Raw genomic sequence first — 25,120 nt, 5'->3', positions numbered from 1 at the left:
CAAAGGAATTGGCGACCACGTTAAACTTCCGAGGATTCTTGGGGCAGTGCCGCAAGGGCTTCCTTGAGGGCTTTAGCTAGGGCGATCGCGGAAGGGTAGCGATCGGGCAACAGAGGAGCCGTAGCGCGGTGCAACACCTGTTTCAAGGGGTCGGGAATCTCGGGGCGATCCGAAACATCAAGGCGATGAAAGCCATCACGGTGGTGATAGAAACGAATCGGACTATCCCCCAACAGTAGAAAGGTTAGGGTTCCGCCCACTGCAAACAGATCCGACTGAATGGTGGGTTTGCCCATCATCTGTTCCGGGGCACTGTAGCCCTCCACAGCAATGCGGGTGCCACTGGGGGAATGCCCCAGTTCTTTGACCGCCCCAAAGTCAATCAAAACGATTTGGTTATCGCGCGATCGCACCAGTAGGTTACTGGGTTTGAGATCCCGATGAATCACGGGTGGATCCTGATTGTGCAGATAGTCCAAGACTCCGCAGGTTTGAATCATCCAATGCACCGCCTGAGGAATCGGCACCGTGCCATTGCGGAGTACCCAGCGCTCTAGGTCAATGCCATGAATGAGTTCCATGACCAAATAGCTTTTGCCATCTTCGACAAAAAAGTCATAAAAGCGGGGAATCCCTGCATGGTCAAGGAGTTGTAGGATGCGCGCTTCCCGTTCAAAGAGTTCCTGTGCCTTCTCATTGTCCTCCATATCAGACCGCAGTTCCTTGAGAACCCGCACCTCCGGTACCTTGCCAGGCCATCCCCCCGCGGGTTGCGCTTCACAGGCCAAGTAGGTTGTGCCAATCCCGCCATGCCCTAAAAGACGCAGGATGTGATAGTTGCGTACGGTGCGCTGCACATTGAGGGGTTGACCACAGTGAATGCAAAACAGATTCCCCGGCATATTACCGGCATGGGTACACTCACTGAGGGTGGGCGCACTGCGGCGAAAGGTTTGCTCATGGAATTCAAGAATTGGGCCTGTGGGTCCTAGCTGAATGAGGCTGCCACTGGCAAGTTTGCTCTCATCAACAAGGCGACCGTCAACAAACGTCCCGATCGCCCCCAAACTTTTGAGATACCAACGCCCGAGATTTTCTGGATCCCGATAGCAACACAGTTCAGCGTGATAGCGACTAATGAGAATATCATTGAGAATCACATCATTGTCTGCGGCACGACCAATACGAATGGTCGTTTTAATCGGGAAACGCCATGTTTTGATCGGGGTACGTTTCCAAGGGTCTAACAGGTGCAGGATAATCACAGGCGTGCAACTGCCACAGCAAACTACAACCCTTTTCCCATGGATGGAACAGGTTCACAACAGTGAGAGCCAGTTAGTCTTCCATCTTTTAGAGCAGGGCTGTAATCAGAATTTAGCTTATTTTCCTCGGCTTTGCGGATGCTCGTTGTAGTTCGCAATGAAGGGGACAAGATAATGATTTTCAGTTTCACTTGCAGATGCTCAGGGTTCCTGCTGCTGCCAAAGCGTAGTACACTAAGGAATAGTGCTGGTGTAGCTCAGTTGGTAGAGCAACTGACTTGTAATCAGTAGGTCGTCGGTTCGAGTCCGACCATCAGCTTTACTCAGTGTGCGCCCAAAAAGTATTGGGTCTTTGGCTCAGCCTTGCCTGCCATGACGGCACTATGATGATCAAGGAAACGATCGCGCCACCCCTGCCATGCTTGTCTATTGCACCCGTCCCTACTGTCGTTGTCCCCAAAACGATGTTCCAGACCTAGACACCCCCAACAAACGCTACAGTCGCGTGGCGGAGCGATTTTGTACGGCCTGTGGGATGCCCTTGATTCTACGGGGACGATACGTTGCAGAGCGGCTTTTAGGGCGTGGGGGCTTTGGGGCGGCCTATCTAGCACGGGATTTGGATACCCCCGGTCGGCGCGAGTGCGTGATCAAGCAGTTGATGCCGATGATGTCCGATCCCCAGAGCCGGCAAAAGGCACTGGAACTCTTTGAGCGAGAGGGTGAAGTTCTCGATCAACTAGGGCAGCATGCGCAGATTCCGGATTTACTAGCATTTTTTGCAGAAGAAGTCCCCAGTGTGGATGGGCAAGGGGTAGAGCAGTATTTCTACTTGGTACAGGAATATATTGACGGCGAAACCCTCGAAGATGAACTGGCTCAAAAGGGATGCTTTAGTGAGGAAGAGGTGCGGCAGGTGCTGCGGGAACTCCTACCCGTGTTGCAGTACGTCCATGACCACGGCTCGATCCACCGTGATATTAAGCTCTCGAATATTATGCGCCAGCACCCCAGCAAGACAAAGTTTCCCGGCCAAGGGCGGCTCTACCTACTGGATTTTGGTGCGGTGAAGCAGATTTCCCAAGCGGGGGGACAGCAAGGACACTTTACGGGTATTTATACCCAATACTATGCGCCACCGGAACAAGCACGGGGGGAACGGGTCTATCCCAATTCAGATCTCTATGCATTGGCAGTAACCTGTATTGCGCTGCTAACGGGCAAAAATCTTAGTGAGCTGTTCGATGCCTATAACAACCGCTGGCATTGGCATCCCTATGCCCAAGTCAGTCCACAACTGCGAGCCATTCTAGATCGCATGCTACAACCTGCGCCTAGCGATCGCTACCAATCAGCGGCAGAGGTCTTAGCGGACTTAAATGCTTCCCCTACCCCCGCCCCAGCACCGCCCCCACCGCCACAACCAGTAACGCCAGCCCCTTCCCCACCACCCGTAGTGTCACAACCGGCACCCCCGCCTTCACCTGCACCGGTGACGCCACCCACCAGCACACCACGTCCGAGAGCAAAACCGCCCCGCCAGCCTGCACCCCCCTTACCGGCATTGAAAATTCTCATTGGTGCTGGTTTTACGGGCTTTGAAATGACCGCCTTGGGGCTGATGATTTTTAGTTTGATGACGGCTTGGCAGTTGCCCGTTGGTGTGAGTGCAGGGTTAATTGGCGCTCTATTTGCCTTTTTGGTGTTTTTGCAGTACAAACGCTGGATTGAACATTGGGAGCAGTTGATCATTGCGGTCATTTCGGGGGCAGTTCTCTTTTTTGTCCCCCTCTTGCAAGCGGGTTTAGGGGGTGTGACAGCGCTGCTCATTTGTGGTTTAGTGGGGTTGGGTTGCATGGTGATGGGCAACATTTTTTTACTGATTTACAATATCTTGGCGCGGTTGCTGTAGGAGCGGGGCAATGCAGTTAACGTGGTTGGAGAGCAATACTTGGTTGTGGGAGTTGGGTCATACGCGGATTTTGGTTGATCCGTGGTTTGTGGGGGCACTGACTTTTGGCAACACGCCTTGGCTGTTTCAGGCGGAGCGATCGCGCCCCTGTGCCATGCCGACCGATGTGGATGTCATTTTGCTCTCCCAAGGGCTACCAGATCACTGCCATGAACCAACCCTCCGCACCTGCGATCGCGCCCTACCGGTCATTGCCTCCCCCAGTGCCGCCAAAGTTGCCCAGAGCCTTGGCTTTGACACAGTGATTTCCCTTAGCCCCCACCAAACCTACACGTACCGCGATCTCATGATCCAAGCCACCAAGGGCGCCAGTATCGGTCCTAGTCAACAGGAAAATGGTTATGTTCTGCGCTGGGGCGCTCAAAGTCTGTACTATGAACCCCACGGCTGTCATGATCCGTGGCTGCGCACCTACGGCAAGGTGGATGTGGTGATTACACCGCTGTTGGATGTCTGTTTACCCGTGGTGGGTGCGATTCTCAAGGGGGGCAAAACGGCATTGGAATTGGGGCAATGGCTTCAGCCCAAGGTGATGATCACCACCGCTGGCAATGGTACCCTCCGCCTTCAGGGATGGCTACCGCGACTGCTCTCGGTCAAAGGCACCCTTGAGGAACTGCAAGTGTCGTTTCAGCGGCTCGGCCTCAACACTCGTTTGGTGGAACCAGTGGCCTACACTCCCCTTGTTCTTCTGGCTGAGGTCTAGGGATGCGACGCTGGCTACGGCCTTTGATTCTCTTTTGGCAAGAGGTCATTCTTCTACTTCAGGACAATCAGCGGTTTTTGCAGTTGCTCAGTCAGATTGAGGGGATCGCAACCCGCGTGCTGGCGATCGGGATGCTGCTGGTGGTCATCGTCGCCATTATTGATTTGGGGCGGATTTTGACCGTGGAGCTATTCTCACCCCCTTTAGGGCAGTTTAGCCTTGAACTGGTGAAAATCTTCGGCCTCTTTCTCAATGTGCTGGTGGCTCTCGAGATTCTTGAAAATATCACCGCCTACCTGAAAACCCACGTCTCGTCGCAAATCGTTGAATTGGTCATTGTCACCTCTCTGATTGCCATTGCCCGCAAAATTATCATTCTGGATATTGGTCAACCGGAAACGGTGGCGAAGCTCTTGGGGCTGGCGATCGCCATCTTGGCCTTGTCTGCCAGTTACTGGATTGTGCGTCGCCTAAACTACCGGCGGCGTCCCTGAGGGATAGACCTGCTCGCGGTAGGCTTGCGCCTGTTCTAGGGTGGTTTGCAGCCGCTCCCAGTCCTCCTGCTCCACTTGGCGAATCAGATCATCAAGGGTGGCACGGTAGTGGATCAGGCAGTGGCGCAACGCCGCGCGGTTATATTCCGCCATCATCCGTCCCAACTCTGGATTGCCGCCGCCAACACGGCTGGTATCGCGAAAGCCGGAGCTAGCCAACTGCTGGGCAAGCTTCCGAATTGGCTCATTGGCTTCTTGGGCATTGGCAAGAATCAGTGCTGCACTCACCAAGACGGGAAGGTGGGAAATCCAAGCAACGGCGCGATCGTGATCCGCGGGGGTGGCATAGAGTAGCTTGGCGCCGAGATCATTGACCACGCCCGCCACACAGTCAATGGCCGCACTCTCAGTGTAAAGGGTTGGGGTGAGAACATAGGGGGCATTCTCAAAGAGATGGGCTTGCGCCGCCTCAATGCCGGATTCTGCGGTACCGGCCATCGGGTGACCACCGACATAGCGGGGCCAGAGTTTTTCAAGGGCAGGGACAATTTCTCCCTTGACGGATCCCACATCTGTCAGCACGGTTTCTGGACTGAGATAGGGGGTAATCTCCAAGGCGACACTGAGGATGCTGCCAATGGGGGGACAAAGAAACACCAGATCAAGGGCACGCAAAATTTCTGGCTCCGTACTGCCCCAGTCAATGGCACCCTTGGCGATCGCCCGCTCGCAGGTTTCTGGGCGCCGACTCAGCCCAACCACATAGTGCCCCTTTGCCCGCAGATCAATGCCCAGTGAACCACCAATCAGTCCCAGCCCGACGATGCCAATCCGCAGCATACTGCCCCTAAACTGAAGTACCTTTACAATTGTGACAAGAATGGGCTTTAGCCCGCCGCAAGCTGCTACGGTTTTAACCTAAGCAGTTAGGCGCTTTCTGCCTTCAGCTACTTAGAAATGATGGTTTTGTTTATAAATAGTAATGTGCTATAATAAAGTACGAAACTTGTTTCCACGTTCAAAACTAGAAACGTGCAAACCGTTGTAATTGGCGACATTTGCGATATTCACAAGTCAGCCAACTACGGCAAAAAGGCGAATCAAACGATCCACCAAATGCCGTCAGGACAAACCCGCCAGATGCTTGAGTACAAATGTCATCGAGCGGGCATGAAAATCGTTCTGCAAAATGAGGCGTATACCACTCAAACTTGCCCTGCCTGTGGAAAACGCCACAAACCATCAGGGCGAGAGTATTCCTGCGCTTGCGGATTTCAATTCCACAGGGACGGCGTGGGTGCGATAAATCTTCGCAGAAAGTATCTGGGTCTCAGGTCAGTCCCAGTAGTTGGGGTTATGGCTCCCCCCATTGGGTTGAGGTTTCACGCCCATACCCGATGTAGCTCAGTGTTTAACAGCATTGAGAAGCCGCCGTCCCTTTAGGACGTACGGAGAGTCACATCAATCGTAAACATCAGTACTACCGATAAGAATCCACCAGCGATGCTGCTCTGAAATTGGGCTTGCCATGGGTGAAAAACGACTCAACGGCTCTAGTGTAGTTCGATACAATCGGAATTGAATTCTGTTGCGCTTTAGGCCACCCATGATGAAACGCCTTGCCCATTTGCTTCAGCAGACCCTCAAATTCTGCCTTGGCCTTGCCTTGGTTTGGTGCCTGAGTAGCGGGACACCAGTGTGGGCAGCAGCGGCTCACCATAGTTTTGTGGCAGCCGCAGTGGAGCGGGTTGGCGATGCGGTTGTTCGCATTGATACCGAACGCACGATTGTGCGCCCAGCGGATCCCCTCTTGAGTGATCCCTTCTTTCGCCAATTTTTCCCCGGTTTAGCCTTGCCCCCCCAAGAGGATCGGCTGCGGGGTCAGGGGTCGGGGTTCATCATTGATCCCAGTGGTATTGTCATGACCAACGCCCATGTGGTGAGCCAAGCAGATACGGTGACGGTGCGCCTCAAGGATGGCCGGGTCTTTGAGGGAGAAGTGCGTGGCGTGGATGAGGTATCTGATCTAGCGATTGTCAAACTCAAAGGGGTCACCGAACCATTGCCCACTGCGCCCCTCGGTGATTCCAGTGACGTGAAAGTGGGGGATTGGGCGATCGCCGTCGGGAATCCCCTTGGCCTTGATAACACCGTAACATTGGGCATTGTCAGTACGCTGCACCGCTCCAGCGCCCAAGTGGGCATCCCCGATAAGCGCCTTGATTTTATTCAAACGGACGCAGCCATCAACCCCGGCAACTCTGGGGGGCCTTTGCTCAATGAAGAGGGGGAAGTGATTGGCATTAACACTGCCATTCGTGCCGATGCCATGGGGATTGGCTTTGCCATTCCCATCAATAAGGCCAAAGCCCTGCAAGAGCGCCTGATTCGCGGTGAGAAAATTCAACACGCCTACATTGGCATCCAAATGACCACCTTCACACCGGCAATGGCCAAGGAAAACAATGCTAACCCCAACTCGCCAGTGATTCTGCCCGAGGTCAATGGTGTCCTTGTCCTGCAAGTGTTGCCCAATACGCCGGCGGCAAAAGCCGGTCTGCGCTGGGGGGATGTGATTACCGCCGTGGATGGGGAACCGATTACCAGTGCCGATCAATTGCAGGGGATTGTTGATAGTGCTGCTGTGGGGCAAGTTCTCAACCTGACCGTTCAACGGGGCGATCGCAGCCAACGGATTGCGGTGCGGACAGCGGAGTTGCAGGGAGCGGCTTAGGATGCCCTTGGGGCTACTGCTGCTGTGGCTTTTTGCCCTTGCCACCCGCTTTTGGGGGCTGACTCGCTTTCCCACGCTGGTATTTGATGAGGTCTATTTTGCCCGCTTTGGCCGCAACTATCTCGCCGGTGTCCCTTTCTTTGATGCCCATCCGCCTTTGGGAAAATACCTGATTGCCCTGAGCATTTGGCTGGGGGGCGGCTTTCACCCTTGGGGCTATCGCTGGTTGAATGCCCTGATGGGATCGCTGATTCCCGTGGCGGTGGCGGTGTTGGCCTATCTCCTGACACGGCGATCGCCCGTGGCACTGTTGTCGGGACTCTTTGTTGCCCTTGATGGCCTCTTTTTGGTGGAGTCCCGCTATGCCCTGATTAATATCTCCCTTGTGCTTTTTGGGGTGGTGGCACAGATTCTCTGGCTGTGGGGGTTGCGCTACCAGGGAAGGGGGCGATCGCTCTGGCTGATGGCCGCAGGCATTGCCCTTGGTGCCTGTGTGGCGGTGAAGTGGAGTGGGTTGGGATTTCTGTTGGGGGTAGGGCTTTTCTGGCTTCTCCAGCAGAGGTTGCCGCTGCCTGCTGACTGGAAGACCACCTACCAGTGGTGGCAGATGTGCCTGCTACTCCCCCTTGTCGCCTTTGTGGTTTATACCCTGCTCTGGCTACCCCATCTTCAGTTTCATCCCCACCAGAGCCTACTTGACCTCCATCGCCAAATGTTTAACTTTCACCGCAGTGTTGCCAGTACTGCCCATCCCTACTGCTCCCCGTGGTGGTCTTGGCCGCTGTTGCTGCGCCCCATGAGCTACTTTTTTCAGCGGGTGCAAACCCTCAGTGAACTGGTGCCCGTTATTGGCCCCCCCTTACCAATGGCAGATACGCAGTGGGTTTATGCTGTCTATGCCCTCTTTAATCCCCCCCTGCTGTGGCTGGGCACCTTGGCCACGTTGGCTCTTGTCCCCCTTCGATTGACCACAATTGCAGGCCGTTTTGTGCTCTTAAACTATGCTGCCAATCTGCTGCCTTGGGTACTGGTGAGCCGCTGTGTTTTTATCTATCATTACCTCCCCGCTGCTCTCTATAGCTTTATGGCCTTGGCCTTGGTCTGGGAAGCCAGCCACGCTTGGGGAGCATGGGCACGCTGGGCACGCATTGCCGTCTTAGGGGTGGTTGTTGGGGGCTTTCTTTACTGGCTCCCCCTGTATTTAGGATTACCCCTGACGCCCCAAGGCTTTTTTCGGCGGATGTGGTTGCCCTCTTGGATTTAGAGCTATCCCAAGAGCCGTTTGACGGTGGCAATGAGTTCTGCGGGATCAAAGGGTTTGGTGATGTAGGCATCTACCCCCTGCTTTTTACCCCAGTGAATATCAAATTCTTCGCTTTTGGTGGTGCACATGATCACGGGCACACTTTGAGAGGCGGCTTCGCCCTTAATCCAGCGGCACAGTTCATAGCCATTCATGCGCGGCATCACCACGTCCAGAATCACCAAATCAGGGCATTGAGCCTTGATCTTTTCTTGGGCTTCGACACCATCCTCGGCCTCAACAACGTCGTAGCGTTGCTCTTTCATCAGTTCAACAATCATTGCCCGCAGGGTGGGGCTGTCATCAACAACCATAATTGTGGCCATAGAGGTTCTGCCTGATGCCGCAAATAATACGCTGGTAATTAGTGAACAGTTGGATATCCTATCCATCGCCTAGCTTATCATTTTCACCTGAGTCCTGAACATCGGCACTTTGGTGTTTAGGGGCGATCGCTCCTTTGGAATTCCTGAAAGAGGGCGGCCAATTCTTGACTCAAGGCTAGGGCGGTACGGGGCAAGGGTCGCTGGCGACGCCAAAAGGGCGGAAATTGTTGCCACAGGTGCAGTAGGGTAGGCGTTCCCAGTTCAGGAGCAAGGGTCGGCCACTGCCCAAAGACGTGGGAAGCGCGATCGCTCACGGTGACCTGACCATTGACCAGCACCATAATCCAGTCTGCCCAGCCATAGGCAAAATCAAGATCATGGGTGGCAATCATAATCGTGGTTCCCTGCTGGTGAATGTTCTCTAGGGCTTGCGCCAGTTGCTGCCGCTGCTGATAGTCCAGATAGGTGGTGGGTTCATCGAGCAGTAATAGGGTCGGCGCTAAGGCCATTACCCCAGCCAGTGCCACCCGCCGTTTTTGCCCCAAACTGAGATGATGCAGGGGGCGATCGGCAAGATCCACTAAATCAAATTCCTCTAGGGTTTGGGACAAGCGTGCTTCAATTTCGGCGCTGGGTAGGTCTAAGTTGCACAGTCCATAGGAGATGTCCTCCGCCACGGTGGCTGCCACCAATTGCTGTTCCGGGTCTTGAAAGGCCAAGCCAATGCGTTGCCGCCACTGCCGCAGTCGTTCGGGTTGATAGAGGAGCCGTTGCCCTTGCCAATAAATTTCACCGCGATCGCGCCGATAGAGAGCCGCTGCCAGATAAAAGAGCGTTGATTTGCCCGAGCCATTCAGCCCCAAAAGGGCAACTTTCTGTCCCGCCTCTAGGGTAAAGGAGCAGTCTTGCAGCACAGGGGTCGTGGTATTGGGATAGCGAAAGCCAACTTGATGAAACTCGAGTAGCGGCACAGACATCTCAGGCGATTGCATTCAGCAGAATGAGGGCACCGCCACCAATGACGATTTCAAGGCCATACCGTTGCGAATAGGCATAGGACTGGGGGCGCAATACCCGAAACTGCCCCTGAAAGCCACGACTGAGCAGCGCAAGGTTCACCTGTTCATAGCGGTAGAGAGACTGCCGCAGGAGTTGAGCCGCCAACAGGCTGACACTAAAGAGCCAGCGCGATCGCCGTTGATAGCCGCCCCGTGCCCGCTGCGCCAATTGCAGGGTGAAGGCGGTTTCTAGAAGGGTGAAAATATAGCGGTACATCAACATCAGAATATCGAGGATGAAGTGGGGAACCCGCCAGCGCTCAGCCACACTCAACAGGGCTGGAAAGGGAGTCGTCAATAAAATCAATAGTAAACAGGTGCTGGCAACCATTGTCCGCAATCCTAGGGTTAAGCCTTGGTGCAACTTCTCGGCACTGATAAAAAGCGACCAGCCCATGAGGGAGATGTCACTGAGAACCACTTGCCCTGAAGCCCGTAAAGTCTCCGTCGGGATGATTTGCACCACTAACCCCGGCAAACTCACCAGCCAAAAGGCAGCGACTGTGGCTAAGAGGGTGAAATAAACCCGCCATGGAATGCGCGCATAGCCAAGAATCCATAGACTCAGCCACAGCCAAAGCAAGCTCTGGACAAGGGGGCGAGCAAAAAAGGTAAATAACAGGCTGGCGATCGCGAAAATCAGCTTTTGTTCAGGGTGCAGATGCCGCAGACCATTGCTGTAGGCATAGGTATCGAGGTGATGGTGCATTGACCGCTCAGGACTGTTGCGATTTTGCGGCGGCGGCTGCCTTTTGGCGATGACGTTCGCGGTACTGACCCAAGATAAACCCCATGACCCCTGCACCCAAGGCTGCTTGAAGGGCAAAAAGCAGTGACTCGACTTCGGCGCTGGGGGGTTCAAACAATGGCTCTGCCCAAGGTTCAAAGTCTGGCGCCACCTCACTAATTAACGCTTCGGCTTGGGCATCGGCGCCTTCAAAGTCACCCTTAATCAGCAGTAGGGGAAGTGTACTTAAGAGAATTGCGCCGCCCAATAGGAACGCTACTGTTTTTTTATTCATTTGATTCCGCTCCAGGCAAGAGTTTTAAGGTTTGCAATTCTGCTGTGCAGTACGTGGTCAACCAGTTCCACACCAACACCGTGAGTAACCCTTCACTGATAGCAAGAGGAATCTGCGTCACGGCAAAGAGCGCCGCAAACTTGGCAAAAGCCGTCGCCACCCCACCCAGACTATCGGGAAAGGCCAATGCCAATTGTAAAGAGGTCACGGAGTAGGTGGCCAAGTTACTGATCAGGGCAGCACTAAAAATCGCGATCGCTGGCTTAGCCGTGGCACGGGACACCCCCCAATAGGTCAACCCAGCCAACCAAGGTCCCACCACCGCCATGGAAAAGCCATTAGCGCCTAGGGTGGTCAGGCCGCCATGGGCAAGGAGCAGGGCTTGAAAGAGTAGCACCAATGTCCCCAGCACTGCCATGAGCGGTGGCCGAAAGAGAACGGCCCCCAAGGCAATCCCCATCGGATGGGAAGAGCTACCCGTAACGGAAGGAATCTTCAACGAGGAGAGGACAAAGGCATAGGCACCGGCTAAGGCAATCAGCAGGGTTGACTCTGGTTGCTGTTTGATCTGTTGTCGCAGTGCCCATAGTCCCCATGCCAAAAAGGGTAAAAAAACCAGCCACCAGCCCACTGCCCAGCCAAGGGGCAAAAACCCCTCGCTAATGTGCATTGCCAAGGCGGGGTTAGGACTCGCGACCACGAGATACGCGGTCAGAAGGGCGATCGCCCCAAGGGAGCCATATCGCTTCGCTTGGCTACTTTTGATCATTGAGACACTACCTAAACCTAAGTGCGCCTATTCTAGTGCGCAACGGGTGACTTGAATATGCCCAGTGGGGGCTGCAACAGATATTAGAAAGAGCTATGCATGCTCAAGAATTCATTGGTGCTAAGACTGTCAGGCTGAAATTTGCATAAATTTTGATGTAGTCGGTATAACAGGATGAAGTCTAATGTCATTATTGAATCGTAGGTACTGTTGCTATGTTCCCAGGGGGGAGTTGTCATGAGTGAACTGACTGCCTTTGGTCATTCCTTGAGTAGTGGCTATGAAGTAGTGGTGATCAAGCCGCAGTCCCTCAGTGATACGACCCTGATCGTTCAAGCGCTGCGGGCTGACAAGGCAGTGATTCTCAACCTAGAGCACCTCGATGTCACCGAGGCACAGCGCATTTCTGATTTTGCCGCTGGTAGTACCTATGCCATCAATGGCCATCAGTCGCGCCTTGGCGATGGTGTCTTTCTCTTTACGCCCAACGTGATTAATATCCAAGAATCCACAGCAGCACCGACCCCCGCGGGACTGGCCTAGGCCGTTCATGAATCCTGAGGATCTGCTTACCGTCAGTGAGTGTCAAGAGATTGATCAACTGCTCTTGCCGGCAGCCGATCGCTTTGCAATTCGGGTCGCGGTGTATGCCCAACGCTATCTGCGAGCCAAGACAGAGGTGACCCCCCTCGAAGACCTGACAGAAGCCCAAGTCTATGAACTGGTTGCTGCCGATCCCCAGTTGCAAGCAGAGGAGCAACGCCAAGGGGGCTTCATGACGTGGTATGGCCAAATTCTGATCAGTGCCCTCAAGCAACTGCGGCAAATTGCTGAAAGTGAGGGGGTGCCCATTGCTCAGCTAACTATTCCCCAGATTAGTCGCTGGTTTGAGCAGCAGTGTCAGGCACGCTTGCGATCGTCCCCGCCGTCACCTTAAGAATTTGTGCTTGTTGCCGCCAAGGGGTGGCAAAGGGGGCAAGGTGGGTGGTGGTAATCAGCGTTTGGTAGCGATCGCCCATCACCTCTAATAAAATTCCCTGCCGCTGCAAATCCAATTCGGCGAGGACATCATCCAACAGCAAAAGGGGAGTATCACCCACCACACTTTCCACAAGAGCCAGTTCCGCCAGTTTCAGCGCCAATACTAGCGTGCGCTGCTGTCCTTGGGACGCAAATTGACGGGCACTTTGCCCATTGAGGCAAAAACCAACATCATCACGGTGTGGTCCTACGAGACTGGTTTTTTGCAGCAGTTCAATGGCGCGGCGAGCGGTCAAGGCCTCATTAAAGGCAGCCACAATCGCTTCAGAGGTGCCATCGCCAAGGGGCACATGGCTCTCATAAGTCAAGGTGAGTGTCTCACGATCGCCACTCAACACGCGATGCCAATCCTGTGCCAAGGGGGCCAAGCGTTCAATGAGGCGCTGTCGGCGGCGGATAATACGGGTGCCATTGATCACCAATTGCTGATTCCATGCTTGCCAGAGGGCTTCATCCCATCCTTGGCTGCCTGCCTGTTTGAGGAGAGCATTCCGTTGGCGCAGGGCTTTTTGGTAGGTTTGCAGCAGTTGGCTATAGAGGGGTTCCAACTGCACCAAAATCCGATCCAACCAGTTGCGGCGAATGGCCGGTGTGCCCCGCACCAGTTCCAAATCCAAGCAGGAAAACTCCACCGCATTGAGTTGCCCCAGAAATTCCGCTGTGCGCTTAACGGTACAGCCATTGACCCGTAGGACACGCCCTGACAGGGGGCGCAAACTCACCGCCAGATCAAGGGGGACGCCTTGGCGCTCAAGGGTGGCTTCAATTTGGGCACTCTCTTGTCCCTGCTGAATCAAGTCGCGATCGCGATGGGTGCGATGGGATTGCAGTGTGGCCAGCCACTCCACCGCCTCGAGCAAATTGGACTTGCCTTGGGCATTGTCCCCAACGACGATGGTTTTCGGCGCAGCAAAGGTCACCGATTGCTCGCTGTAGTTGCGAAAGTGGCGCAGATGCAGTGATTTGAGAAACACTTACCAGCCCCAAGTGCCCGGTGCCCCCTTAAACGGGCCAACAATGTCCGGAGTAATCCAGCCGCCATAGAAGCCCCCCGGTTGCGGAATCACCACCACACCATCCACGGTGCATTCATCCATCAAGGCGGCATAGAAGGCAATGTAGTTGCGGATCGGTGCAAAGGCGGCGGTGGGTTTGGGATAGTACCAGGCTGCATTATTGGCTTGGCGATCGCCCACTTTGACGTGGTAGTAGGCGCCTTGTCCTTTCCACTCGCAAAAGGTTTGCCGTGCCGAGGGCACCAGATACTGCGCCTGCACATCCTCTGGCGGAAAGTAATACACCGGCGGATGACTGGTTTCCAGAACTCGCTTTCCCCGCTGGGTGTCAGCAATCACCACACCATTAAAGACCACCCGCAGGTGTTTTGAGGTGGGTTCAACACGGGGCGGACGGGGATAGTCCCAAACCGATTCTTGGCCGGGGGCAGGGGGAATCCGTTGCATCGGGTTTTAGTTCCTCAACACTCTTCCTTGACGGTAACAGCTATGACTCAAGCTTGGGAACTGGTTTGTCGCTCCACCAACCCCTGTTCAATGGCCAGTCGCACCAGCTCAGCCCGATTGTGAACCGCTGTTTTTTGAAAGAGGCTACTGACGTGCTTTTCAATCGTGCGGGCACTCAAGTGCAGGCGATCGCCAATCTGGGCATTGGAGAGTCCCGCCACCAGCAAAGCCAAAACCTCTTTTTCCCGCTGCGTCAGATCAATCGTAATCTGCTGAGTTTTCGGAGTTGAGAAGGGCTGCTGTCGCTGCTGCCACTCCATTTGTACCAGTTGTGCCCGATCCAGCAGGTTACGCACCACCGCTGCCAACTCATTGAGGTCAAAGGGCTTGGAGAGATAGACATCGCCCCCGGTGCGATAGGCACGAATCCGCTCCTCTAATTCTGTGCGTGCTGTTAGGTAAATCACTGGCAGTAAGCGTAACGAGGGATGCTGGCGCACCTGCCGCACCAACTCATAGCCATTCATATTCGGCATGGCAATATCCGTAATCAGCAGGTGAGGCTGATAGCGATGGATCATTTCGAGGGCCTGGGCACCATCTCCCGCCGTCAGGCAACAGTACCCTTCGGATTCCAAAAAGCGACTCACCGACAGGCGGATGCCGGCATCGTCGTCAGCAATGAGTACCGTGAGGGACATAGGAAATTTATGTCTCCACTAGACCACAGTATTTCTCCACACAGCGGATAAACAGCTCAACCCCAATACTTAAAACGGTTTCGTCAAAGTCAAAGCGGGGATGGTGGTGGGGGAAATCTAACCCCAGTGTGCCATTGGCTGACCCCAAAAAGAAGTAGCAGCCCGGAACAGCTTTCAGAAAAAACGACATATCTTCCGCCGCCATCGTTTGACAATGGGACGTGACCCCAGCCGGCACCTCAACCACGGATTCAGCAACAGAGCGCACTAATTTCGCCATCTTGGCATCGTTGACAGTGGGGGGATACATCCGCTCGTAGTGAAAGCGATAGGTGGCACCATGACTCTGGCAGATACCCGCAATCACCTGCTCAATGCGCTGGGGTAGCCAGTCCCCCAACTCTGGCTTGAAGTATCGCACTGTTCCCCGGAATGTCGCGGTATCAGCAATCACGTTCTTGGCGGTGCCTGCATGCACTGCCCCCACGGAGATCACTGCCGTTTCTAGGGGATCCACGTTGCGCGAGACAATGGTGTGCAAGGCCGTAATGATTTGAGCAACAACGAGAACCGTATCCACCGTAAATTGGGGTAAAGCCGCGTGTCCCCCCTTGCCGTGCACTTCACACTCAAAGAATTCCGCCGCCGCCATCAACGGCCCACTCCGCACCCCCACCGTACCAACGGGCAGAAAATTCCAGAGGTGCAGGCCAATAATGCCATCCACTTTCGGGGCATCGAGCACACCGGCTTCAATCATGGGTTTAGCCCCACCGGGACCTTCTTCCGCTGGTTGAAAGATGATTTTGACCGTACCCGCAAAATCGCGGTGCTCAGCAAGGTATTTCGCAGTCCCAAGGGCGATCGCTGTGTGACCATCGTGCCCGCAGGCGTGCATTTTCCCCTCATGGAGAGAGCGGTAGGGCTTATCGTTTTCCTCGTGCACCGGCAGCGCATCCATATCGGCGCGAATCGCTAGCACCGGTCCCGGTCGCGATCCCGGAATCACGGCCACAATTCCCGTTTCCGCAATGCCGGTGCGATGCTGAATGCCCCATTGCCGCAGTTTCTCACTCACAAAGGCCGCCGTCAGGTGTTCCTGAAAGCCCAATTCCGGTCGCTGGTGCAAATAGCGTCGCCACTGCACAAGTTCGGGTTGCAGGGCAGCCACCTCTGGACGCAGTTGGCAGCTCAATTGGGGAAGATGGAAAGCCATGGGGCAGTCTTTAAGATTTTGTTTAGCATTCACTTCTAGGATAAAGCATGCCCTTCGTCAGCGGACGGATGCGGATTGATATTGCGCTTTGAGGGGAACTTTGGCACCGCCTACTTCCACCAGTAGTAGGATTTTTTGGTCAGAACCCCCTGACTTAGGAAACATTTGTTATTATGGCAGGTAGCTCCCTAGGGCAAAAATTAAAATAGTTCAGTATTGGATACTACACTTTGCCAATTCTGAATCTTAGGGTCTCTTCAGCCAAACGAGGATGTTATGGTTCAATCCCTTCAATACTCCATCGAACTCGTCAAAGATGAAGCACGACGACTGGTGGCCAAAGGTGTGGTGAGTCGGCAGCAGCCCATTTACACCCTCTGCCAGTTTGTGCCCGTTCGGGAGTGGCCCCTCATTGAGGCAGAGCTAGAGCGCTGTGATTTTATGCTGCGCGATCGCATTGGCGACCTGATCGGTCGTGAGTGCTGGGACAACGACTAAAGAGCAATCATTCAGGGCACCTACTTCCCAATCATGCCCAAATCCTAGGATGTGGGTGCCTGAGAATCCTGCTGTAGGTCTTGGCGAATGGCTCGCAGCGTTTCCAGAAGCGTTTGAAGATCTGCGGCCAAGTCAGCACTCTCCCGCGGAGCAGGCTCAGGGGTCGAAGAGGATTGCTGCTGTTGGGCAATAAAGGCTTGAATCAGTTCCCGTGCTTGCGCTTCGGTGAGGCGGCCTTTCTCAGCACAGACGGTGGCCAGTTGACGGGCATCCACCCGCAGTTGCGTCAGGTATTCTTGGCGCTTGGCCTCATCCTGTAGGGATTCAATGGCAGCCGCCGCCGCCCCAATACCAGTGTAGTAGAGTTGTTGTGCAAGTTCGAGGGGATTGCGATCCATAGAGTTGATCCAGACTATCCTTTGTTACTCTACGGGAAATCTCGCTTGCTCATCAAGGTTGAGGAAAGCGACTGCGGTAGAGATGGACAATTTTACTCACCACCTCATCGATCCCCAAGTTGTCGGTACAGACTTCTATGGCATCGGCAGCTTTGCGAAAGGGGGCGTAGGTGCGTTGCTGATCCGCTGTGTCGCGAGCGGTAATCTGAGCCAGCAATTCCTCGTAGGAGAGGTCGCATTGCCCCTGCTGTTGTAATTCCTGCCAGCGGCGCTGGGCACGCTCTTCGGGCGAGGCCGTTAGGAAAATTTTCAAGCCCGCCTCGGGAAAGACATGGGTGCCAATATCACGACCTTCGGCAGCAATGCCCCCATTGGCTCCGATCGCCCGCTGTTGTTGTACCATGAGTCGTCGCACACCCCGCAGGGCGGCAATTTGGGATACTCGCTGCGTCACCTCGAGGGAACGAATCGCTTGGCTGACCTCGCGATCGTTAATCCATACCCGCGTCGGTTGACCGGGATCGCTGCTCTCAAGACGCAACTGACAATGGGCGATCGCCTCAACGACCGCTGGCTCATCCCTGAGATCAATGTGATTTTGCAAGCACCACCAAGTTACCGCTCGATACATGGCACCAGTGTCAAGGTACTGCAACCCTAGGGCTTGCGCCGCTAGTCGCGTCACGGTTGACTTCCCCGCGCCGGCAGGGCCATCCACGGCCAGAATCGGCAGGCGGCGATCCAATAGGCAATTGTCAATGAGGCGCGTTTGCCCCACCCAACCCGCGATCGCCAGTAGCCCCACGGTCTCAATGCGTTCCAAGGGCACAAGGGTCTGGGGATGCACCAACTCGGCATAGTCGAGGCGCAACTGCGGAAACTGGCGCAGATGGTTGTGAACCTGCTCCAAGAGATCGCTGGCGGCAAAGCAGCCCTGCCGAAAAGCAGCAGTCGCTATCTCCAGGCTCTGGCTTAGGGCTAAGGCCGTGGCGCGATCGCTGGCACTGAGGTATTGATTGCGGGAACTCAGGGCAAGACCATCGGCATCGCGGACAATGGGGCAGCCAATGATCTCCACGTCTAGATTCAAATCTGCGACACAGCGGCGAATCATCGCTAACTGCTGGGCATCCTTTTGACCAAAATAGGCGCGATCGGGCTGCACCAGATGTAAGAGCTTCAGCACAATTGTCGCTACCCCGCGAAAATGGCCGGGGCGCGATCGCCCACAGAGGCGTTCCGTTAGCTCCCGTGGCGGCTCAACGATCGTGAGACTTTCCATCCCCGCTGGATACAGTTCAGCCACACTGGGTACAAAAAGCAGATCCACCCCTAACTGCTGACAAAGTGCCGTATCAGCCTCAAGGGCACGGGGATAGCGCTCCAAATCCTCTTGGGGGCCAAACTGAAGCGGGTTGACAAAAATACTGACAACAACCACATCACACTCTTGCCGTGCCCGCTGGATCAAGGCAGCATGACCCCCATGCAGTGCCCCCATTGTCGGCACAAAACCAAGGGTGGTTGCGGGAGATAATGTGCCAAGGGCAGCCTGTAAACCCGCCGTGGTGGTCAAACGGTAAAACGTACCCATAGAGTGCTTCGGGGGCGATCGGTGCAGTTTTGATACAATCTGTCATATTACAGCCCTTTTCACACCGAGAGAAGACACACCAGTTGCTGAAAGCCACGATCAGAGGGGCTGGTTTGCTGTATCCCAATTGTGGAAAAGCGCTGTCCACTCCCCTTGCCTGCTTTTTCTAACCAAAGTTTGTACATTTGTTGCAAGGGCTTTAATCTTGGGGGCAGGTTTTCTAAAATTCAGGTACCTTCGTTTCTCTGTACTTGTAAACCCTGTCACGCCACCTCAGTTTTACCCCCCTAGCCAAAAGCTGATTTTTTAACTGGAACTGTTCAGCATACGCCGCGAGGATAGCCCCTATGGCCAATGAACTACAAAACGGCTTACAAAAATACCGTTTCGTCTGCACCCTCACCTTCGGGGATATTTATGGCCAAGTCATTGTTTGGCTGATTGTAATCTTTATTGGTTTGGCTGCGTCCCTCACCCTCTACAACAATCCCGTGCAGGCGTTTCTGGTCGGGGGGCTAATTTTGGTCTTAACCTTGCCCTTTTTGCTCTTTGCCTTTGTGACAACACTGCTCAACCATATTGAAATGCGACCGGTGACAGTGACAGAGAAGAAAAAGCGCAAAGATGCCGCCGTGGCCTCAACCACTGAAGTGGCTCCAGCGAATTAAAGAACCCTTAAAAATAGCGGGCGATCGCCCCCAAAATGCCACACTGAAATTAACGCTGAGGGGGCAGTTCTATGCTTTACTGGCTGACATTTTTGCAGGCATTACCGACACCAGAATTGCCAGCACCCCCCCGCACCCAAACCAAAGCCATGGTACTGGCGGAGTCTCCCCCCATCATCATGGGCAATCTGGGTGGGCTGCTCTTTTTTCCCGGTGTCATTGCCGGCATTGTGATTCTGCTGCTCCTGAGCATTTGGGCCTACACCCGCGTCTATGTTATTACCCCCAACAACGAAGCCTTTGTGCGCACGGGGGGGATTTTTGTTAAGAAAAAAACAGTCATTCTCAATGGTGGCTGCATTGCCCTACCGGGGTTCCATGAGTTGACACGGGTACCGCTGCGGGAGATTTCGATTGACGTAGAGCGAACTGGCAAATTGGCGGTGCGTACCCAAGATTATCTGCGGGCTGATATGCGGGTTACCTTTTATGTCTGCATTAATGCCACCGAAGAGGATGTCCTCACTGCTGCCGCTCGCCTCTCCCAAAATAACCGCATTACCCCCGAAGACATCAAGAATGCCCTCGAAAAACGGGCAGACGATGCCATTCGCGCAGCCGCAAAACACAAGTCCCTTGCTGAAATTGACTCCGACAAACTGGGGTTTGCCCAAGAGGTCCTCAACCTGATGCAGCAGGATCTGCAAAAAGTCGGACTCACCCTCAACAACATTGCCATCTCAGAAGTCCAAGAAAGCGACACCTACGACGAAAACAACTTTTTTGATGCTCAGGGGGTGCGGCTGCGCACAGAGACGATTCAGCGCTCGATTCAGCAAAAGCGGGAAGTCGAACTCTCAACCCGGGTGGCGATCGAACAGAAGGAACTGGATGCCCAAAAACGCTCCCTGCAAATTGAAGAGGAAAAAGAAGCGGCACTGTTGAGCCAACGCCTGAAGGTGGAAGCCCTGAAAGCGCAGCGGGAAAGGGAAATTGAGGAGGCCAAAGCAGCAGAGGCAGCCGCGATTCAGCGGGCAAAGTTGCTCCAAGCCCAAGCGGTAGAGGAAGAAGAAATCCGCAAAAGACTCGCCATCCAACAGAAGGAAATTGAGGCCAGCATTGAACTGGAGGAAAAAAATAAACTCCTGAAGGTGACCCAAGCCCAGCAACAACAGGAGGCAGAAATCGCCGAGATCAGTCGCCAGCAGCAGGTGGAGGCCAACCGTTTACAAGCGCAGGTGGCCATTGCGGAATCCGAGCGTCAAGCGCGCCTTGCCCAAGAGGATGTGGCGATCGCCGTTGCCACCAAGAAAAAAGAAAGTCTGATTGCCGAAGCAGAGCGGGCACGGGCAGAATCTGCGGTCACCACCGCCATCGAAGTCGAAAAAGCCGATCGCCAGAAAAACCTAGCCATCATTGCCGCAGAACGGGAAGCGGCTGAAAAACGGGTGCTAGAGCAAAACGTGGTGGAAATTGATGCCTTTCGGCGGCGGCGGCAAGCGGAAATTGCCCAACAGGCAGCGGAACTGGAAGCGGAAGCGATTCGCACCCTTGCTGCGGCCAACCGCGATAAAGCCCTTGCTGAAGCTGAAGGCATGGAGGCCATGCTCGCGGCCAAGAATGTGATTAGCAACGCTAACTTGACAGCTCAAGTGATTACAGCCCTCTGGCCAGAACTGGCACCGCAACTGCCGCAAGTTCTCCAAGCCCTTGCCCCCCAACCGGGGGTGATTGGCGATGCCAAAATTTATACCTTTGCCAATGGAGGCGCCACCGCTGATCTCAATAAACTGCTCCTATCCACCAGTGGGCTGGCCTTGATCAATGCCCTTTTTGAGGAGGGGAAACTGGGGCAGTTGTTAGCACAAATTAAATCCCTGCTCCAAGACAATACGTCTCATTCCTAAGACGCAACTGCATACCCCTAGCCGCGAGAATGGATAACTCTTCAGTAGGGCTGGAGCGTGAACCAAAGATTTATTAACTCCGTCTGTATTTTCAAAATTCATAGAGAACTGTCAATGGGGCAAATATAAAAAAAAGATTAAGAACCGCCAAAGGTCAGTGTTAGTATTCCGATGAACAGATTTAGAAATGTTAAGATTCTTAATATATGTAACGTATCTACGCAAACGCTGTTAAAGCACCGTTGGCTTGGCCGCGATCTTTAGCAGGGGCGATCGCCCATCCTATAGAGAAAACGATATTCCTAGGCCTTGGACGAATCACTGCTGTCAACCTTGAGAACGAGCGATAGGGACTATGGATACTTCAAAAGATTTAGTGCGCACTTACCTACGGGAGATTGGCCGTGTGCCATTGCTCACCCACGAACAGGAAGTGATCTACGGCAAACAGGTGCAGCAGCTTGCCGCCATGAACGAGATTCGCGAAAAGCTCGCGGCAGAACTCAACCGTGAACCCACCCGTGCTGAATGGGCCGCCGCCGCCAACATCAGTGAAGCAGAATTAGAGACCATTATCGAAAATGGTGAGCGCGCCAAACGCAAAATGGTGGAGGCCAACCTGCGGCTGGTGGTTTCAGTTGCCAAAAAATACATCAAGCGCAATGTGGATTTGCTTGATCTGATTCAAGAAGGCACAATCGGGATGCAGCGGGGGGTAGAAAAATTTGACCCCACCAAGGGATATCGGTTCTCCACCTATGCCTACTGGTGGATTCGCCAAGCCATTACACGGGCGATCGCTGAAAAAGGGCGCACGATCCGTCTGCCCATCCACATCACCGAAAAGCTGAACAAAATCAAAAAAGCCCAGCGACAATTATCCCAGCGTCTTGGTCGTGCTGCCACGATTAATGAACTGGCGGCAGAACTGGAATTGACTCCTGCCCAAGTGCGGGAATATCTTGAACGGGCGCGGCAGCCCCTCTCCCTTGATGTCCGTGTCGGCGATAATCAGGATACGGAGTTGGGGGAATTGCTCGAGGATCCTTCCATTTCGCCGGAGGAGTTTGCCGCTCAATCCTCGTTGCGCAGTGACCTTGAACGGCTGATGGCGGATCTCACCCCACAGCAACGCCATGTGCTCTCCCTACGCTTTGGCCTAGAGAATGGCCAGCCCCTCACCCTTGCCAAAGTGGGCGAACTGCTCAACATCAGTCGCGAGCGGGTACGGCAAATTGAGCGGGAAGCCCTCAGCAAACTCCGCAAACGCCGCGGCGATATTCACGAGTACCTTGCCAGCTAGCCCATGCTCACTGACGAACAGCATCGCCAAAAAATGCAACAGCGCAAAGCCGTGCAGGCCCAACGCCTCGCGGAGCGCACCCGTGAAAAAGGTCTCATTATTGTCCATACGGGCAACGGTAAGGGCAAAACCACGGCGGCCTTGGGTATGGTGCTGCGTTCCTTGGGGCATGGCTACCGAGTGGCGATTATTCAATTCATCAAGGGGGCGTGGGAACCAGCGGAAAAAGCGGTTCTTAGTCATTGGTCAGACCAACTGGCCTTCCATGCAATGGGGGAGGGCTTTACATGGGAAACCCAAGACCGCCAGCGGGATATCGCCTGTGCCCAAGCCGCTTGGGAACTTTCCCTCAGCTACATCACCAACCCCGAGTACCGCTTGGTACTGCTCGATGAAATTAACGTCGCCCTCAAGCTGGACTACTTAACTGTGGCACAGGTGCTCGAGGGACTGGCCCGCAAGCCAGAAATGACCCATGTGATTCTCACCGGGCGCGGTGCTCCCCCAGCCCTGATTGACGCCGCAGATCTGGTGACGGAAATGACCCTCGTCAAGCATCCCTTTCGGGAGCAGGGCGTTAAGGCACAGCCGGGGATTGAATTCTAAAGCAGGAGTTCCCCAGCAAAAATCGTAACCGCCTGACCCAATAGCCGCAGGCGATCGCCCCCTTGGGGTTGCATTTTAATCACGCCGCCCCGGGCGGAGGCTTGATAGGCGATGAGTTCCTGTTGACCCAGCTTGGGTTGCCAGTAGGAATAGAGGCTACAGTGGGCAGAGCCAGTGACGGGATCCTCGGGGATGCCCAATTGGGGGGCAAAAAAGCGGGAGATCATGTCATATTTCTCGCCACGGGCGGTCACAATGAGTCCTCGGCAGGGCAGGCGGGCAATTTGGTCAAAATCAGGTTTCAACTGTGCTACCGCATCGGCATCGGCCAGTTCCACCAGCAGATCACTCCCCGCTTGCCCCATAAACACAGGCGTTGTCCCGAGTGCTGCAATGATTGAGGCTTGCACCTGCTGATCCACAAGGGGGGTTACGGGCTGCTGCGGAAAATCAAGGGCAATCCAATCCCCAAGGCGCTGTGCACGCAGGAGACCACTGCGGGTGTGAAATTCGAGATCCCCCACCACCCCCTGATGCTGCCAGAGGACATGGGCCGTTGCGAGGGTGGCATGACCACAGAGATCCACTTCCGCCACAGGGGTAAACCAACGCAGGTGAAAGCCACTGGCCAGCGGTACGACAAAAGCCGTTTCCGAAAGATTCATTTCGCGGGCGATCGCCCCCAAGGTTGCATCGTCAAAAAACGTCCCTAGGACACAGACAGCCGCCGGGTTGCCCCGGAAGGGTTCTTGGGTAAAGGCATCAACTTGGTACAGCGGTAGCGGCATCCGACCCCCGAAAACCGTAAAATCAATCCTGTAGATCGAGCAGAGGACATACTGCGTGGAACGGACATTTCTAGCCATTAAGCCCGATGGCGTTCAGCGTGGGCTAGTGGGGACGATTATCCAACGATTTGAACAAAAAGGCTACACACTGGTCGGCCTCAAACTGATGCGAGTCAGCCGCGAATTGGCAGAGCAGCACTACGGCGAACACAAAGACAAGCCCTTTTTTCCGGGGCTAGTGAATTTCATTACCTCTGGCCCAGTGGTGGCCATGGTCTGGGAAGGACGGGGGGTGATTGCCAATGCCCGCAAACTGATTGGTGCCACTAACCCCCTCAATGCTGAACCGGGAACGCTACGGGGCGACTTTGCCGTCGATGTGGGACGGAATGTAATTCACGGCTCCGACAGTCCCGAAAATGCCGAGCGGGAAATCAATCTCTGGTTCCAAACACAGGAACTGGTGCCTTGGGAGCCGGCCTTCACCTCTTGGGTGTATGAGATGTAGGCTCATGGGTTGATTTGGGAAGGGTTGGGGGGGTGTCTGGCTCCTCCACCTCCCGCTTGGAAAAGCCCCACGTAAAGCAAAGGGCAATTAGGCTAATCATCACCCAGTCCGAGGGTACCAGTTGCGGATTAATCACGCGAATGAGCAGCCGCAGACCCACCAGCGTCACTGTGAAATAGCCCGCATCCTCAAGCCGAGGAAATTCTTTGAGCCAGCGGATAAATAGCTCCGCCATAAAGCGCAGCATGATCACGCCAATCGTGCCGCCGAGTAATACCAGCCAACGCTCATCCGAGAGGGCGATCGCTGTTGTCACGCTATCGAGGGAAAAGGCCAAATCCGCTAAGGCCAGCAGAGGGACTGCCTGCCAAAAAGAACGAATCACCCGCTCGTGTTCATGTTCTGGCTCGGTCGTAAAGAAAAAGTACTTTGCCGATAACCACAGCAGATAGAGTGCCCCCGCCAACTCAAACTGCCAGAATTTCAATACCCACGTCGCTGTGAGGATTAGCCCAATCCGAAAAACATAGGAAATGGCAAGTCCCAGATTGAGTGCTCGCCGCTGCTCATCTAAATCTTCGATGCCTCGTACCAAGGCCGCTAGGGCGATCGCATTATCCGCTGAGAGAACTGCTTCCAGTGCCAACAACACCACAAGTAACAACAGGGTATCCAGTCCCCAGTTGGGCGAGAGTTCCAATAGTTCATCAATCATCGGGCGAGGGAAGTTTTCCAGATTTTTGGCTGCTTATATTTATCGTCGCACAGGAGCGGTACAGC

At 54.5% G+C, this 25,120-nt stretch carries 29 protein-coding genes and 1 tRNA gene; 15 read left to right on the top strand and 15 right to left on the bottom strand.

Annotation, left to right across the window (positions count from 1 at the left end):
• Nucleotides 1–20 precede the first annotated feature (20 nt).
• Nucleotides 21–1,265, bottom strand: coding sequence for a protein kinase domain-containing protein (locus KV190_RS05140; RefSeq protein ID WP_460194883.1), 1,245 nt, complete (start codon nucleotides 1,263–1,265; stop codon nucleotides 21–23).
• Nucleotides 1,266–1,511: 246 nt separating this feature from the next.
• On the opposite strand from KV190_RS05140, the gene KV190_RS05135 reads away from it, so the two are divergent.
• The 4 genes from KV190_RS05135 to KV190_RS05120 all read left to right on the top strand — a co-directional run bounded on the left by KV190_RS05135 (nucleotide 1,512) and on the right by KV190_RS05120 (nucleotide 4,437).
• Nucleotides 1,512–1,584, top strand: a tRNA-Thr gene (locus KV190_RS05135).
• A 99-nt stretch (nucleotides 1,585–1,683) separates the two neighbouring features.
• Nucleotides 1,684–3,177, top strand: coding sequence for a protein kinase domain-containing protein (locus KV190_RS05130; RefSeq protein WP_460194882.1), 1,494 nt, complete (start codon nucleotides 1,684–1,686; stop codon nucleotides 3,175–3,177).
• 10 nt (nucleotides 3,178–3,187) lie between these two features.
• A complete protein-coding gene (locus KV190_RS05125) occupies nucleotides 3,188–3,943 on the top strand; it encodes an MBL fold metallo-hydrolase (protein ID WP_460194881.1) in 756 nt (251 codons plus the stop codon).
• A 2-nt stretch (nucleotides 3,944–3,945) separates the two neighbouring features.
• The gene (locus KV190_RS05120) at nucleotides 3,946–4,437 is read left to right on the top strand and encodes a phosphate-starvation-inducible PsiE family protein (protein ID WP_286625967.1); all 492 of its coding nucleotides are present in this window, start codon (nucleotides 3,946–3,948) and stop codon (nucleotides 4,435–4,437) included.
• On the opposite strand, the gene KV190_RS05115 is transcribed toward KV190_RS05120, so the two are convergent.
• A complete protein-coding gene (locus tag KV190_RS05115; protein WP_460195229.1) occupies nucleotides 4,414–5,274 on the bottom strand; it encodes a prephenate/arogenate dehydrogenase in 861 nt (286 codons plus the stop codon). The genes KV190_RS05120 and KV190_RS05115 overlap by 24 nt on opposite strands.
• A 195-nt stretch (nucleotides 5,275–5,469) precedes the next feature.
• Here KV190_RS05115 and KV190_RS05110 point away from each other — a divergent pair, with 195 nt between their 5' ends.
• From KV190_RS05110 to KV190_RS05100, 3 genes are all read left to right on the top strand, one after another.
• Nucleotides 5,470–5,880, top strand: a complete 411-nt coding sequence (locus KV190_RS05110) for a zinc ribbon domain-containing protein (RefSeq protein WP_460194880.1) — start codon at nucleotides 5,470–5,472, stop codon at nucleotides 5,878–5,880.
• Between the two features lie 163 nt (nucleotides 5,881–6,043).
• Nucleotides 6,044–7,171 (top strand): HhoA/HhoB/HtrA family serine endopeptidase, encoded by a 1,128-nt coding sequence (locus tag KV190_RS05105; RefSeq protein WP_460194879.1) that lies wholly within the window; start codon nucleotides 6,044–6,046, stop codon nucleotides 7,169–7,171.
• Between the two features lies 1 nt (nucleotide 7,172).
• Complete coding sequence (locus KV190_RS05100) at nucleotides 7,173–8,435, top strand: phospholipid carrier-dependent glycosyltransferase (RefSeq protein ID WP_460194878.1); 1,263 nt, start codon at nucleotides 7,173–7,175, stop codon at nucleotides 8,433–8,435.
• A gap of 2 nt (nucleotides 8,436–8,437) precedes the next feature.
• On the opposite strand, the gene KV190_RS05095 is transcribed toward KV190_RS05100, so the two are convergent.
• From KV190_RS05095 to KV190_RS05075, 5 genes are all read right to left on the bottom strand, one after another.
• Entirely contained in the window at nucleotides 8,438–8,800 is a 363-nt protein-coding gene (locus KV190_RS05095; RefSeq protein ID WP_460194877.1) for a response regulator transcription factor, read from the bottom strand.
• 116 nt (nucleotides 8,801–8,916) lie between these two features.
• The gene (locus KV190_RS05090; RefSeq protein WP_460194876.1) at nucleotides 8,917–9,777 is read right to left on the bottom strand and encodes an energy-coupling factor ABC transporter ATP-binding protein; all 861 of its coding nucleotides are present in this window, start codon (nucleotides 9,775–9,777) and stop codon (nucleotides 8,917–8,919) included.
• Between the two features lies 1 nt (nucleotide 9,778).
• Nucleotides 9,779–10,567 carry a cobalt ECF transporter T component CbiQ gene (gene cbiQ, locus KV190_RS05085; protein WP_460194875.1) on the bottom strand — a complete coding sequence of 263 codons (789 nt, stop codon included), beginning with the start codon at nucleotides 10,565–10,567 and terminating at the stop codon, nucleotides 9,779–9,781.
• 7 nt (nucleotides 10,568–10,574) lie between these two features.
• Complete coding sequence (locus KV190_RS05080; protein ID WP_460194874.1) at nucleotides 10,575–10,880, bottom strand: energy-coupling factor ABC transporter substrate-binding protein; 306 nt, start codon at nucleotides 10,878–10,880, stop codon at nucleotides 10,575–10,577.
• Nucleotides 10,873–11,649, bottom strand: coding sequence for an energy-coupling factor ABC transporter permease (locus KV190_RS05075; protein WP_460194873.1), 777 nt, complete (start codon nucleotides 11,647–11,649; stop codon nucleotides 10,873–10,875). Before KV190_RS05075 ends, KV190_RS05080 begins: the two co-directional genes overlap by 8 nt.
• A 237-nt stretch (nucleotides 11,650–11,886) precedes the next feature.
• Between KV190_RS05075 and KV190_RS05070 the strand changes: the two genes are divergently transcribed.
• Together KV190_RS05070 and KV190_RS05065 are read left to right on the top strand one after the other, a co-directional pair.
• Nucleotides 11,887–12,192 (top strand): cell division protein SepF, encoded by a 306-nt coding sequence (locus tag KV190_RS05070; RefSeq protein ID WP_149821405.1) that lies wholly within the window; start codon nucleotides 11,887–11,889, stop codon nucleotides 12,190–12,192.
• A gap of 7 nt (nucleotides 12,193–12,199) precedes the next feature.
• Nucleotides 12,200–12,586 (top strand): hypothetical protein, encoded by a 387-nt coding sequence (locus tag KV190_RS05065; protein WP_460194872.1) that lies wholly within the window; start codon nucleotides 12,200–12,202, stop codon nucleotides 12,584–12,586.
• Here KV190_RS05065 and recF read toward each other — a convergent pair.
• From recF to KV190_RS05045, 4 genes are read right to left on the bottom strand one after another with little or no spacing between them, the layout of a single operon-like run.
• On the bottom strand, nucleotides 12,525–13,664 hold the full coding sequence (gene recF / locus KV190_RS05060; RefSeq protein ID WP_460194871.1) for a DNA replication/repair protein RecF: 1,140 nt from the start codon (nucleotides 13,662–13,664) through the stop codon (nucleotides 12,525–12,527). The two genes, KV190_RS05065 and recF, sit on opposite strands and share 62 nt — an antisense overlap.
• Nucleotides 13,665–14,153 (bottom strand): DUF427 domain-containing protein, encoded by a 489-nt coding sequence (locus KV190_RS05055; RefSeq protein WP_460194870.1) that lies wholly within the window; start codon nucleotides 14,151–14,153, stop codon nucleotides 13,665–13,667. It abuts the gene before it with no gap.
• Nucleotides 14,154–14,200: 47 nt separating this feature from the next.
• Nucleotides 14,201–14,854: a response regulator transcription factor gene (locus KV190_RS05050; protein WP_460194869.1), complete on the bottom strand. Its 654-nt coding sequence runs from the start codon at nucleotides 14,852–14,854 to the stop codon at nucleotides 14,201–14,203.
• A 7-nt stretch (nucleotides 14,855–14,861) separates the two neighbouring features.
• Nucleotides 14,862–16,070, bottom strand: coding sequence for a M20 metallopeptidase family protein (locus KV190_RS05045; RefSeq protein WP_460194868.1), 1,209 nt, complete (start codon nucleotides 16,068–16,070; stop codon nucleotides 14,862–14,864).
• 276 nt (nucleotides 16,071–16,346) lie between these two features.
• Between KV190_RS05045 and KV190_RS05040 the strand changes: the two genes are divergently transcribed.
• On the top strand, nucleotides 16,347–16,568 hold the full coding sequence (locus KV190_RS05040) for a DUF4327 family protein (RefSeq protein WP_024123956.1): 222 nt from the start codon (nucleotides 16,347–16,349) through the stop codon (nucleotides 16,566–16,568).
• 44 nt (nucleotides 16,569–16,612) lie between these two features.
• Here KV190_RS05040 and KV190_RS05035 read toward each other — a convergent pair whose 3' ends face one another.
• Entirely contained in the window at nucleotides 16,613–16,966 is a 354-nt protein-coding gene (locus KV190_RS05035; RefSeq protein ID WP_460194867.1) for a hypothetical protein, read from the bottom strand.
• A 52-nt stretch (nucleotides 16,967–17,018) separates the two neighbouring features.
• Nucleotides 17,019–18,560, bottom strand: a complete 1,542-nt coding sequence (locus tag KV190_RS05030) for a bifunctional pantoate--beta-alanine ligase/(d)CMP kinase (protein ID WP_460194866.1) — start codon at nucleotides 18,558–18,560, stop codon at nucleotides 17,019–17,021.
• Between the two features lie 347 nt (nucleotides 18,561–18,907).
• Here KV190_RS05030 and KV190_RS05025 point away from each other — a divergent pair, with 347 nt between their 5' ends.
• The 4 genes from KV190_RS05025 (at nucleotide 18,908) to cobO (ending at nucleotide 23,044) form a co-directional block, all read left to right on the top strand.
• On the top strand, nucleotides 18,908–19,228 hold the full coding sequence (locus KV190_RS05025; protein ID WP_149821421.1) for a hypothetical protein: 321 nt from the start codon (nucleotides 18,908–18,910) through the stop codon (nucleotides 19,226–19,228).
• Nucleotides 19,229–19,299: 71 nt separating this feature from the next.
• The gene (locus KV190_RS05020; protein WP_460194865.1) at nucleotides 19,300–21,135 is read left to right on the top strand and encodes a flotillin family protein; all 1,836 of its coding nucleotides are present in this window, start codon (nucleotides 19,300–19,302) and stop codon (nucleotides 21,133–21,135) included.
• A gap of 355 nt (nucleotides 21,136–21,490) precedes the next feature.
• Nucleotides 21,491–22,438, top strand: a complete 948-nt coding sequence (locus tag KV190_RS05015; protein ID WP_460194864.1) for an RNA polymerase sigma factor, RpoD/SigA family — start codon at nucleotides 21,491–21,493, stop codon at nucleotides 22,436–22,438.
• 3 nt (nucleotides 22,439–22,441) lie between these two features.
• Nucleotides 22,442–23,044 (top strand): cob(I)yrinic acid a,c-diamide adenosyltransferase, encoded by a 603-nt coding sequence (gene cobO, locus KV190_RS05010; RefSeq protein ID WP_460194863.1) that lies wholly within the window; start codon nucleotides 22,442–22,444, stop codon nucleotides 23,042–23,044.
• Here the strand turns inward: cobO and KV190_RS05005 are convergent.
• Nucleotides 23,041–23,832 carry a PhzF family phenazine biosynthesis protein gene (locus KV190_RS05005; RefSeq protein ID WP_460194862.1) on the bottom strand — a complete coding sequence of 264 codons (792 nt, stop codon included), beginning with the start codon at nucleotides 23,830–23,832 and terminating at the stop codon, nucleotides 23,041–23,043. The genes cobO and KV190_RS05005 overlap by 4 nt on opposite strands.
• A 55-nt stretch (nucleotides 23,833–23,887) precedes the next feature.
• Here KV190_RS05005 and ndk point away from each other — a divergent pair, with 55 nt between their 5' ends.
• Entirely contained in the window at nucleotides 23,888–24,340 is a 453-nt protein-coding gene (gene ndk / locus KV190_RS05000) for a nucleoside-diphosphate kinase (protein WP_206200431.1), read from the top strand.
• On the opposite strand, the gene KV190_RS04995 is transcribed toward ndk, so the two are convergent.
• Nucleotides 24,315–25,055 carry a TerC family protein gene (locus tag KV190_RS04995; RefSeq protein WP_460194861.1) on the bottom strand — a complete coding sequence of 247 codons (741 nt, stop codon included), beginning with the start codon at nucleotides 25,053–25,055 and terminating at the stop codon, nucleotides 24,315–24,317. The two genes, ndk and KV190_RS04995, sit on opposite strands and share 26 nt — an antisense overlap.
• Between the last annotated feature and the right edge of the window lie 65 nt (nucleotides 25,056–25,120).

The organism is Thermosynechococcus sp. FA-CM-4201 (assembly GCF_054689355.1).
The sequence above is the reverse complement of the archived record's forward strand: the minus strand, read 5'-3'. Positions and strand labels throughout refer to the sequence as shown.

Bases quoted from the DNA above. Each gene is read 5' to 3' on its own strand.
- KV190_RS05130 (WP_460194882.1), top strand. From the start codon at position 1,684: ATGCTTGTCTATTGCACCCGTCCCTACTGTCGTTGTCCCCAAAACGAT.
- KV190_RS05125 (WP_460194881.1), top strand. From the start codon at position 3,188: ATGCAGTTAACGTGGTTGGAGAGCAATACTTGGTTGTGGGAGTTGGGT.
- KV190_RS05120 (WP_286625967.1), top strand. From the start codon at position 3,946: ATGCGACGCTGGCTACGGCCTTTGATTCTCTTTTGGCAAGAGGTCATT.
- KV190_RS05105 (WP_460194879.1), top strand. From the start codon at position 6,044: ATGATGAAACGCCTTGCCCATTTGCTTCAGCAGACCCTCAAATTCTGC.
- KV190_RS05100 (WP_460194878.1), top strand. From the start codon at position 7,173: ATGCCCTTGGGGCTACTGCTGCTGTGGCTTTTTGCCCTTGCCACCCGC.
- KV190_RS05095 (WP_460194877.1), bottom strand. From the start codon at position 8,800: ATGGCCACAATTATGGTTGTTGATGACAGCCCCACCCTGCGGGCAATG.
- KV190_RS05090 (WP_460194876.1), bottom strand. From the start codon at position 9,777: ATGTCTGTGCCGCTACTCGAGTTTCATCAAGTTGGCTTTCGCTATCCC.
- cbiQ (WP_460194875.1), bottom strand. From the start codon at position 10,567: ATGCACCATCACCTCGATACCTATGCCTACAGCAATGGTCTGCGGCAT.
- KV190_RS05080 (WP_460194874.1), bottom strand. From the start codon at position 10,880: ATGAATAAAAAAACAGTAGCGTTCCTATTGGGCGGCGCAATTCTCTTA.
- KV190_RS05075 (WP_460194873.1), bottom strand. From the start codon at position 11,649: ATGATCAAAAGTAGCCAAGCGAAGCGATATGGCTCCCTTGGGGCGATC.
- KV190_RS05070 (WP_149821405.1), top strand. From the start codon at position 11,887: ATGAGTGAACTGACTGCCTTTGGTCATTCCTTGAGTAGTGGCTATGAA.
- KV190_RS05065 (WP_460194872.1), top strand. From the start codon at position 12,200: ATGAATCCTGAGGATCTGCTTACCGTCAGTGAGTGTCAAGAGATTGAT.
- KV190_RS05055 (WP_460194870.1), bottom strand. From the start codon at position 14,153: ATGCAACGGATTCCCCCTGCCCCCGGCCAAGAATCGGTTTGGGACTAT.
- KV190_RS05050 (WP_460194869.1), bottom strand. From the start codon at position 14,854: ATGTCCCTCACGGTACTCATTGCTGACGACGATGCCGGCATCCGCCTG.
- KV190_RS05045 (WP_460194868.1), bottom strand. From the start codon at position 16,070: ATGGCTTTCCATCTTCCCCAATTGAGCTGCCAACTGCGTCCAGAGGTG.
- KV190_RS05040 (WP_024123956.1), top strand. From the start codon at position 16,347: ATGGTTCAATCCCTTCAATACTCCATCGAACTCGTCAAAGATGAAGCA.
- KV190_RS05035 (WP_460194867.1), bottom strand. From the start codon at position 16,966: ATGGATCGCAATCCCCTCGAACTTGCACAACAACTCTACTACACTGGT.
- KV190_RS05030 (WP_460194866.1), bottom strand. From the start codon at position 18,560: ATGGGTACGTTTTACCGTTTGACCACCACGGCGGGTTTACAGGCTGCC.
- KV190_RS05025 (WP_149821421.1), top strand. From the start codon at position 18,908: ATGGCCAATGAACTACAAAACGGCTTACAAAAATACCGTTTCGTCTGC.
- KV190_RS05020 (WP_460194865.1), top strand. From the start codon at position 19,300: ATGCTTTACTGGCTGACATTTTTGCAGGCATTACCGACACCAGAATTG.
- KV190_RS05015 (WP_460194864.1), top strand. From the start codon at position 21,491: ATGGATACTTCAAAAGATTTAGTGCGCACTTACCTACGGGAGATTGGC.
- cobO (WP_460194863.1), top strand. From the start codon at position 22,442: ATGCTCACTGACGAACAGCATCGCCAAAAAATGCAACAGCGCAAAGCC.
- KV190_RS05005 (WP_460194862.1), bottom strand. From the start codon at position 23,832: ATGCCGCTACCGCTGTACCAAGTTGATGCCTTTACCCAAGAACCCTTC.
- KV190_RS04995 (WP_460194861.1), bottom strand. From the start codon at position 25,055: ATGATTGATGAACTATTGGAACTCTCGCCCAACTGGGGACTGGATACC.